The 8,669-nt window shown below is 70.9% G+C and carries 5 protein-coding genes and 1 pseudogene; 2 read left to right on the top strand and 4 right to left on the bottom strand.

Annotated elements, in window-relative coordinates; translation table 11 throughout:
- Positions 1-59 precede the first annotated feature (59 nt).
- Positions 60-2,246, bottom strand: a complete 2,187-nt coding sequence (locus KUV67_13150) for a hypothetical protein (GenBank protein MBY6205832.1) — start codon at positions 2,244-2,246, stop codon at positions 60-62.
- Positions 2,243-2,938, bottom strand: coding sequence for a proteobacterial dedicated sortase system response regulator (gene pdsR, locus KUV67_13145; GenBank protein MBY6205831.1), 696 nt, complete (start codon positions 2,936-2,938; stop codon positions 2,243-2,245). The genes KUV67_13150 and pdsR overlap by 4 nt, the downstream gene beginning before the upstream one ends.
- A gap of 156 nt (positions 2,939-3,094) precedes the next feature.
- Here pdsR and KUV67_13140 point away from each other — a divergent pair, with 156 nt between their 5' ends.
- Both KUV67_13140 and KUV67_13135 read left to right on the top strand, forming a co-directional pair.
- Positions 3,095-5,119, top strand: coding sequence for a marine proteobacterial sortase target protein (locus tag KUV67_13140; GenBank protein ID MBY6205830.1), 2,025 nt, complete (start codon positions 3,095-3,097; stop codon positions 5,117-5,119).
- Positions 5,116-5,814 (top strand): sortase, encoded by a 699-nt coding sequence (locus KUV67_13135; protein ID MBY6205829.1) that lies wholly within the window; start codon positions 5,116-5,118, stop codon positions 5,812-5,814. Before KUV67_13140 ends, KUV67_13135 begins: the two co-directional genes overlap by 4 nt.
- Positions 5,815-5,954: 140 nt before the next feature.
- Here the strand turns inward: KUV67_13135 and KUV67_13130 are convergent, their stop codons facing one another.
- Together KUV67_13130 and KUV67_13125 are read right to left on the bottom strand one after the other, a co-directional pair.
- Entirely contained in the window at positions 5,955-7,367 is a 1,413-nt protein-coding gene (locus KUV67_13130; GenBank protein ID MBY6205828.1) for a polysaccharide biosynthesis C-terminal domain-containing protein, read from the bottom strand.
- A pseudogene (locus tag KUV67_13125) lies at positions 7,364-8,656 on the bottom strand (replication-associated recombination protein A). Before KUV67_13125 ends, KUV67_13130 begins: the two are co-directional and overlap by 4 nt.
- Positions 8,657-8,669 lie beyond the last annotated feature (13 nt).

Raw genomic sequence — 8,669 nt, 5'->3', positions numbered from 1 at the left:
CCCCTAGTCCCTCTCCCCTAGTCCCTCTCCCCTAGTCCCTCTCCCCTAGTCCCTCTCCCCTAGTCCCTCTCCCCTAGTCCCTCTCCCCTAGTCCCTCTCCCCTGGTCCCTCTCCCCTGGTCCCTCTCCCCTCGCGCCTCGTCCCTTCACCGCCCCAAGCCAGACCTCGATCGCCGTGCCGCGCTCGGTCGCCCGTGCATCGATCCGTCCGCCGTGGAATTCGACGATGCAGCGCGCGATGTACAGCCCAAAGCCGAGATGGGGCGGGTCATCGCGGACCCTGCCGCGGCCGGTTCCGCCTCCGGCGACCTTGGCGTCGGGTCCACCGCGGCCGTGCCCATTCCGGAACGACACCATCGAATCGAACATCGCCGCGCGGCGGGCCGGGTCGATCCGCGGTCCCTCGTTGTCCACGGTCAGGCGCCAGGACGCGCCGTCGCGCCGTAGCGCGAGTTCGATGCGGCCGCCGGCGGGCGAGAATTCCACCGCGTTGTCGACGATCTTGTCGAGCAGCTGGCCGAGCAACTCTTCCGACCCCAGCACCCAGGCCGCGCCGGCGTCCGGCAGCCGGCAGGCCCAGACCCGATCGGGCCGGCTGTCGATCCGCGCCGCCGTGTAGTCGGCGACCAGCGCGGCCAGGTCGATCGGCCGGAGCGTTTCGCCGGACAGGCTGTCCTCGAGCTGGCCGGCCTGGCTCATCGCCCGGACGATGCGGCGGAGTCGCGCCACGCCCTGTCCAGCCCGACGCAGGTACTCGGTCGACCGCTCACGATCGTCGTCGGCGTGGAGATTCTCCAGCGACGACTGGACCATGCTGACCGGAGTCCGGAGTTCGTGGGCGAGCTTGTCGGCCAGGGTCTGGAGGTAGCGCTGGTGCTCGCGCTGGCGTGCCAGCAATCCGCGCAGGCTGCGTGACAGATCGCCCAGTTCGTCGGCCGCCGCCGAGGCCCGCGGCAGCTCCGCGACCCGCCCGCCCCGCTCGACCGCGCGTTCGGCCGCGTTCCGCAAGCGGCGAATCCGGATCGACAGCACGAGGACGAAGGCGAACAGGACCAGCGCCACGGCCATGAAGATCACCAGGCTTGCGCCGAACCAGGACAGCACGGCGCGATTGGCCAGCAGCAGCAGCGCGCCGGCATCGCGCTCGAGCACGAGGACCAGCGAACCCGACGGATCTTCCAGCGGCACCGCGTAGCGAAGCCGGATCGCCCGCTCGTCGCCGGTGCGCCACCACCCCGCGGAGGCTTCGCCTGCGGCGGCGCGCGCCACCTCCGGACCAGCGAGCCGTGCCCGGTCGGCCGACCAGGCCGGAGCGGCGTCCATGCGCCCCGCCATCAGGAAGTCCAGCACGCCCGGCGCCTCCGGCGTTCCCGCAGGTCCGGACGCCGAATCCGAAGCGTCGCCCGATCGAGCGCGAAGGGCATGGGAATCCGCTCGGGCCAGCACCCAACCCGCGCTGTCGACGATCCAGGCCGGGGCCATCGCCAACGCCGTCAGCGCGTCGGATGCACGCGGATCGGGACCGACGAGCCGCATCGGCCCGCTGGCATGCACGGCGCGCGTTCGACCGGTCCGATCGTGATCCACGACCTCGAAGGAGATCGCGTCCCATGCGGGTTCGACCGGCAGCCGAAGCTCGAGGCTCCACCCGTCGGCCCGGTCCTGCCAATGGCCGCGCACGAGGCGTCCGAGGCGATCGCGAAGCACCAGCGGCCCCGGCGCCGCCGGCGCGAAACGCAGCCGGGATCCGCGTCCCGGGGCCAGCGCGTTGCCGATACGGATCGTCACCGTGTCTCCGGGACGGCCATCGGCCGCGGCGTAGGCCGGCGTGGTGTCGGAAACGCGCAGGTAGAGATCCAGCGTGCTGCCGTTCTGCAGCGCGGCGACCCGGACGGGCCCGGAGCCCTCTTCCAGCGCTTCCGCGGGGCGTGCATGCACCGTTCCGGCTTCGATGACCGCGACCTGTTGGACGGGGCCGCTCCAGTCGTCGGCATAGCCGTCGAGCATGCGAGCGCCGGACGCTGCATGGCGGTAGAGAACGGGTCGGTCCATCCGCTGCTCGGGCGGCGGGGCGGGTAACACGTCGCGCGCCCGCAGCATTGAAACGGCCGCCGCTGCGGACTCGGCGACGGCCTGTTCGTGGCCGGCGCGCAGCAAGCGCTCGATGGGTCCGAGAAACAGGAAGGCCGACACCGGTAGCAGCGCGATCAGGGCCGCTGCGATCAGCAGCTGGCCGCGGAGTTTCACGCCGGGTCCCGCCAGCGATAGCCGGCACCGTGGACGGTCACCACGGCGTCGAAATCGCTGTCCAGCGCCTCGAACTTACGCCGGATCCGCTTGACGTGCGAGGTCATGGTCGACTCGTCGACAAGCAGGTTGGCCGCGTCCATCAACTGCTGCCGGCTCTTCACGTGGCCGGGCCGGCGCACCAGCGTGTGCACGATCCAGAATTCGGTCACCGTCAGGTCGACGTCCCGACCGTGCCAGCGCGCTCGCAGCCGGTCGGCATCCAGCGACAGGGCGCCGACCCGCAACGCGCCCTCGCCAGCCTCGTCGGCCGACATCAGCCCCGAGCGCCGGAACAGTGCCGCGACCCGCGCGGCCAGGTGCGGAAGACTCACGTCCTTGGTCAGGTAGTCGTCGGCCCCGAGCCGGAGTCCGGAAACTGCGTCCAGTTCGCTGTCGCGTGCGGTCAGGAAGAGGATCGGCAGCTGCGCCGAGCGCGACCGCAGCCATCGGCACAGCTCGAATCCGCCCTCGGGTTCGTCGCCCAGGCCGATGTCGATGATCGCCAGGTCCGGCAAGGCCTCGGCGAACGCGCGTTCGGCGGATGGCCGGTCCGAGTACCCATCGACGCGATAGCCCAGGCGAGCCAGCGCGTCGCGGTAGTTCTCCCGCAGCGCGGCCTCGTCCTCGATCACGGCGATTCGTCGTTGCATGACCCCAAGCGTACCGGAACCCGTCACGACTTCGGGACGTCGCTGTGCAGCCGCCATCGAATTGCCATATCCGGTCCCCGGATTGCCCGATGCGGGTCCCGGTCCTGCCCGCCCGACGCGCTGCAATGGCCACCAGACCCGAACCGAGCTTCGACCATGCATCGCTCTCCGACCCTGGCCCTTGCCGCACTCGCCGCCATTGCTGCGCTGGCGGTCTCTCCCGCTCGCGCCCAGCACGCCGAGCTGACCCTCCTGCCCACGAACGGCGACGCCCGGCCTGCGCTGGTGCTTTCGACCGACGTCGAGGTCATCGTTACCGGCCTGATCGCCCGAACCACGCTGCGGCATCGGTTCCGCAACCCATCGGCCGACTGGGTCGAAGGCCGCTACCAGTTTCCCCTGCCCGACGGGGCCGCGGTCGACACCCTGCGCATCGAGATCGGCGATCGCCGGATCGAGGGTCGGATCGAGCCGCGCGAGACGGCGAGGCAGACCTTCGAGACCGCGCGCGCGGCAGGACGGACCGCGGGCCTCGTCGAACAGCAGCGACCGGGGCTGTTCACCACCGACGTGACCAACGTCGGACCCGGCGAAGACGTGACCGTAGAGATCGGCTTCGCCCATCGGGTCGACTACCGGAACGCGCGCTTCACGCTGACCGTCCCGATGAGCGTGCTCCCCCGGTTCCACAACCCGGCGCCGGGCCGGACGGACATCATCCCGGGCACCCTGCCGGCCGCGCCGGCGTACGTGCCGGACCGTGCGGCGGATCCGCGGCCCGGCGCCGCAGCTGCACCGGTGAACCCCCTGCGCTTCCGGATCGAGCTCCGGCCCGGCCCGGAACTCGCGACGCTCGACAGCCTGCATCACGCCGTTGCACTCCAGCCGACCGAGGACGGAGGATGGACGGTCACCCTCGACGAGGGCGACCCGGTCGTCGACCGCGACTTCGAACTGGAGTGGACGCTGATGGAACGCGACCGCTTGACCGGGGCGTTCTACGTCGAGGAGTTCGAGGGCCGCACGCACGCACTGCTGATGCTCGTGCCGCCGCCGGCCTGGGCGCCGGTTGCGCGCCGACGCGAGCTGATCCTGGTGGTCGATGCATCGGGCTCGATGCAGGGCGAGGCGATCGAGCAGGCTCGGGCGGCCCTAATCGGCGCATTGGAGCGCCTGCAGCCCGGCGACCGATTCAACGTGATCGCCTTCAGCAACCACGCCCGGCCGCTGTTCGATTCCCCCCGCTACGCCGCCCCGAGCGCCCTGGCCGAGGCAAGGACCTTCCTGCGCCTGCTGCAGGCCGACGGCGGCACCCGGATGGACGCGGCCCTGGTCCATGCGTTGGACGCGCCGATCGCCGAAGGCTACCTGCGTCAGGTCGTCTTCGCGACGGACGGCGCGGTGGCGAACGAGCACGCGGTCCTCGACCAGGTCCGCGCCCGGATCGGCGAGAGCCGGGTCTTCGCGGTCGGCATCGGTCACGGTGTCAACGCGCCGTTCCTGGCCGCGCTGGCCCGCGACGGACGCGGCTCGCTGACCCGGATCGCCGACCCGCGGCGGCTTGCCCGCGACGTCGGCGAACTGATGGACCAGCTGGAGCATCCCGCGCTGGAACGACTCGAACTCGATTGGCCGGTGCCCGACGAGGCGTGGCCGGTCCTGCTGCCCGACCTGTACGCCGGAGAGGCGCTGATGGTCCTGACACGGCTCGATGCGCCGCTGGACGCACTGATCGGCGAACAGGTGACGCTGCGTGCCGAGCGTGCAGGCCGGACCGTGACCCGGAGCTGGCCGCTGGCGGACTTCCGGATCGCCCAGGGGGTGGCCCGGGAATGGGCGCGACAGAAGGTCGACGGCGTCCTCGACTTCGCCCGTTCCGATGTCGATCCGGCTGGCCTGAAGGCCTTCGCGTTGACGACCGCACTGACCTACCAGGTGCTGAGCCCGTTGACCAGTCTGATCGCGGTCGACACGACGCCGAGGCGTTCGGCCGAGGCCGCACTGACTGCCGCTCGTACACGCCACAACGTGCCGCACGGCCGCACGCTCGCCCTGCCCCAGACCGCAACGACGGCGCATCGCTCGCTCGCCGCAGCACTTGTTGCCGTGCTGCTCGCCGGCCTGCTCCTCGCCGCGCCACGACTCGGCGCCGCCACCGACACGAAGGCCGTCGGAACGTGAGCGTCCGCATCGGCATGGCGGTCGCGCTGCTGGCCGCGGCGTCCCTGCTGCTCGGCCACGCCGGCTGGATCCACGTCAAGGGATCGATCGGTCAATGGCTGATGGAGCGCACCTGGTCGATGTCCGAGCGCGACGGAACCGAACCGGAGCTGCCCTGGCCCGGCGCGCGGACGCGACCGGTCGCCCGGCTGTTCGTGCCGGACCTCGACGTCGATCGACTGGTCGTCGACGGCATCGAACTTCCCAAGCTGGCCTGGGGGCCGGGCCTGGTCACCGGCCACCGGGACCATCATGTGATCGCAGGGCACCGCGACACCCACTTCCGTTTCCTGGGCAACCTGCGGACGGGCGACGACGTTCAGCTGCAGTTCGCGCCCGTTGGCGCCACGGACGCCCGCCCCTCGGGGCCCTCCGACTGGATCGTGGCCGGATCGAAGGTGGTCGACAGCCGAACCGCGCGAATCGACCTCGATGCGCCCGGTCCGCGGCTCACGCTGGTGACCTGCTATCCACTGGACGCCGGCTTCGCGGGAACGCCGTTGCGGCTGGTGGTCAGCGCACGCCCGCGGCACGACGATCCGCTGTCCGAGGCGTCCGCCGCTTCGGTCCTGACCGCGCCGGCGAACGCGCCCGATAACGCGTTGTCCGGGGTAGCGCAGCCCCGCAAGGAGGAACGCTATTCATGGGCACGCTGACGCTCGAATCCCTCGGCCGCGAGTCGCGCCGCGCACTCGGCCTGTGCAGCTGCGCGATCGGCGGCGCGGCCGTGCTTCCGGTGGTCCGGGTCGAGGGGCCGGCGCCCGATCACCGCCTGCGTCGCTCCTCCGCCGTCCCGTCAGCCGCGAACGGGTGCCCCGGCACGCCATGGATCCGACGGCCCGATCGACGGCCCGCCTCGGCCCGGGCCGCCGGGCCCCTTGCGGAAGATGGACAGCACGATCGCCAGCAGCCACAGGGTGCACAGCAGGTCGATTCCGGTCGCACCGTAGTAGATTCCGGAGATGCCGGCCCAGCGAGGTAGCAACAGCATGACGGGCACGTAGAACACCAGCTGGCGGGCGACCGACACCCCCGTGGCCAGTCCGGGCCGCTCGACCGCGGGCAACAGGCTCAATGCGGTGAACACGATCGGCAGCACCGGCAGCACGAGAATCAACACCCGGAAGTGATGCAGGTCTCCGGCCGTGAACTCCACCCCCGGAAGCATGATGCCGAGCGTGTGGACCGGGAACGCGCCCATCAGCGCCCAGATCGGCACGATCATCACGACCCCGGCGGTGACGAACACCCAGTAATGCAGACGGACCCGGTCCCAGCGGCCGGCGCCGTAGTTGATGCCGGCGACCGGCTGGAAGGCTCGCATCAGACCGAACAGCGGTGTGAGCATGAACAGGAGCACCCGCCATGCGGCACCGAAGAACGCGATGTCCTGTTCCGTGCCGATCCGCGTCAGGACGTTGAACACCACGATGGCCTGGACCAGCCCCATCGAAGAGGAGATCATCGCCGGCACGCCGAGCCGCGCGATCCGACCCGCCAGCGCGCGGCCAAGCCCGATGTAGTGCGGGTCGACCGGGTAGCTGGCCCGGCCGCGAAGGAAACGCAGCCAGACCAGTCCGCCACCGAGCAGCGCGCCCAGATTGGTCGCCCACGCCGCACCGGCCACACCCCATCCGAACAGGCTGATGAACAACGGCGTCAGCACGAGGTTGGCGGCCAGGCCCAGGCCCATGTAGAGCGCGGCGAGGCCCATCTTGCCTTCTCCGCGCAGCAGCATGTTCAGGGTCAGGCTGGCGATGGCGGCGAATCCCCCCAGCGCGTGAGCCCTGAGGTAGCTGGCCGCGATCGGCTCCAGCACGCCGGCGGCCCCCATGCCGCGGACCAGCGGTTCGGCGAAGCCGGCACCCGCGATCGCGTAGAACAAGGCCAGCACCGCGGCGATTCCTAAACAGGTGCCCGGGAGTCGCCTCAGGAGGTCCGAGTCGCCGCGCCCGATCGCGATCGACAGCAGCACGCCGCCGCCGATGCCGCCGAGCGAGCCGAGGCCGAGCGTCAGCTGGGTGACGGGGAAGGCGAGCGAGACGCCGGCCAGCGCCTGCTCACCGATCAATTGACCGATGTAGACCGCGTCCATGACCGCGTTCAGGCCGAACATCAGCATCACGGCCACGGCCGGGACCGCCATGCGGATCAGCACCCGGAACGGATGCCCCTCGAGGATCAGGCGGGCCTGGGGATCCCGGCTCACGCGTCGCCGGCGGGAGGCGGACCGCCCTCCTCTTCGGCGCGCCTGCGTAGCCGGTCCCAGTACGCCAGCCTGCGCTTCACGTCCCGTTCGAAGCCGCGCTCCACCGGCTCGTAGAAGCGCGATCGTGGCAGCGCGTCGGGGAAACCGCTCTGGCCGGAAAACCCGGCCGGCGTATCGTGATCGTAGATGTAGCCGCGCCCGTAGCCCTGTTCCTTCATCAAGCGGGTCGGCGCATTGACGAGGTGCCTGGGCGGCGGCAGCGCGCCGTGCTCGCGCGCCGCGGCGTCGGCGCGCCCCAGGGCGCGATACAGGGCGTTCGACTTCGGCGCGGTGCCCAGGTAGACCACGGCCTGCGCGATCGCGAGGTCGCCCTCGGGCGATCCCAGCTGATCGTAGGCCTCGCGGGCCGCCAGCGCCTGGGTCAGGGCCTGGGGATCGGCCAGACCGACATCCTCCGATGCGAAGCGGATCAACCTGCGTGTGATGTAGCGCGGGTCCTCGCCGCCGGCAAGACTCCGCGCCAGCCAGTACAGGGCCGCATCGACGTCGGAGGCGCGCAGCGACTTGTGCAGCGCAGAGACCAGGTTGTAATGGGCGTCGCGATCCTTGTCGTGCGATAGCGCTCGTCGCTGGACCAGCTGCAGCAACGCCTCGCGCTGGAGCGGCGGATCGGGGTCGGCCAGCTCGATCACCGTCTCGATCAGGTTGATCAGGTAGCGTCCATCGCCGTCGGCGAGCTCCAGGAGCAGCTCGCGGGCATCCTCGCTCAATGGCAGCGCGCGGCCCAGGTGGGTCTCCGCCCGCGCAAGCAAGGTGGACAACGCATCGCGATCCAGCCGTTCCAGCACCAGGACCTTGAGCCGGGACATCAACGCGGCATTGAGCTCGAAGGACGGGTTCTCGGTCGTCGCGCCGACCAGTACGATGCTGCCGTCCTCGACCACCGGCAGGAAACTGTCCTGCTGCGATCGATTGAAGCGGTGGATCTCGTCGACGAACAGCAGCGTGCCCTGTCCCCGATCGCGCCTCTCGCGCGCCGCTGCGAACACCTTCTTCAGGTCGGCGACGCCGGAGAAGATGGCGGAGATCTGCTCGAAGTGCAGCCCGCCGACGCCGGCCAGCAATCGCGCCAGCGTGGTCTTGCCGGTCCCGGGCGGACCCCAGAACACCAGCGACTGCACGCGGCCGGTCGCCAGCATGCGGCGAAGCGGTCCTCGGGAATCCAGCAGGTGGGCCTGTCCCACGACCTCGTCGGCATCGCGCGGACGCAGGCGATCGGCCAGCGGACGCGGCGGGTCGTGC

The sequence above is a fragment of the Halomonas denitrificans genome (genome assembly GCA_019800895.1).
Lineage (GTDB): Bacteria > Pseudomonadota > Gammaproteobacteria > Xanthomonadales > Wenzhouxiangellaceae.
The sequence above is the reverse complement of the archived record's forward strand: the minus strand, read 5'-3'. Positions and strand labels throughout refer to the sequence as shown.

Excerpts from the sequence above, each read along its gene's own strand:
- pdsR (MBY6205831.1), bottom strand. The coding sequence starts at position 2,938 with ATGCAACGACGAATCGCCGTGATCGAGGACGAGGCCGCGCTGCGGGAG.
- KUV67_13140 (MBY6205830.1), top strand. The coding sequence starts at position 3,095 with ATGCATCGCTCTCCGACCCTGGCCCTTGCCGCACTCGCCGCCATTGCT.